We start from the raw sequence: 1,033 nt of genomic DNA on the forward strand, positions 1-1,033 counted from the left end.
CTAGAGCCGTTGGGATCCAGACTCCGGACAAGTGAGTCAAGTTTTTGGCGGTCGGAGGCGTGCTCGGGCGATGTAGTCGTCGACGTGACGGTTGATCGCTTTCAGGGCGTGCCGGAGGTCGGGTGGGGCCTGAGGCTGGTCGGCGGCGAGCAGTGGTTGCAGCAGCCGGTCGTTGACCTTGGTGTAGAAGATCGCTACCCGTTGGCCTTCGGGAGTCAGGGTGTAGGTGTGGGTGTGCTCGATCCGCTCGATCAGGCCCTTGAGGCGCAGACGCCGCAGGTCGTAGGTCATCTGGCTGGCGCTGTAGGGGGCGCCGAGCAGCCGGGCAACACAGGCGCGAAGGCTCTTGTTGGTGATCCCGGTGACGGCGAACAGCGACAGACATAAGGCGCCGGTCAGGGCCATGATCCGAGGGTCGCCGAACCGGATGGCCGGGGCCCTGCGGCCACCTTCGAGGGTGGGCTGTGCGATCCGCTCGATGGCTGGACTCGCAAGGACGCAGCCCTGACCGACGCGGACAGTGTCCAGCAGCCGGCGGTTGGCGTCACGGGCCTTGGCGACCAGGTCGTCGAAGTGCTCGAGGCGGCGCAGGACACCGAAGTCGTAGGTGTCGTTGACGACGGTCTCGATACGCAGCGCGCGGTGGTCCTTGAGGTAGTACTTGATCCGGGAGTGCCGGTAGAAGGCGTTGACCACGACGCCGTCGTTGTCGCGGTCGACCGCGGTGCGGAACACGCCGTGGGTGGTGGACCGGATCTGCCGGTCGAAAATGATCTCCATGTTGTCGGGGCGGCCGATGTCGAGGTTGTCGGCGGCCAGCGCCTCGAAGAACGCGCGGGCATGCCGCGGCGCGGTGAACACGATGGTCTTGGCGATCTCGACCTGGCGCATGGAGATGTCCCACCAGTAGCCGGCGGCACGGTCGGCGGGGGTGAACGGCAGCGGCAGCCGGGCCCACCAGCGTTCGGCGAAGACCCGGATCTGGCCGGGGCCGAGCCGGTCACAGATGTCCTGGAGGGCGGCCGGGTCGTCG

1 pseudogene is annotated in these 1,033 nt (G+C 67.3%); it reads right to left on the bottom strand.

Going from position 1 to position 1,033, the window contains the following annotated elements:
* Positions 1-36: 36 nt before the first annotated feature.
* Positions 37-1,033, bottom strand: a pseudogene (locus tag AC5LSR_RS22500) (hypothetical protein); the annotation flags it as partial.

The organism is Protofrankia sp. CiP1_Cm_nod4 (assembly GCF_982290645.1).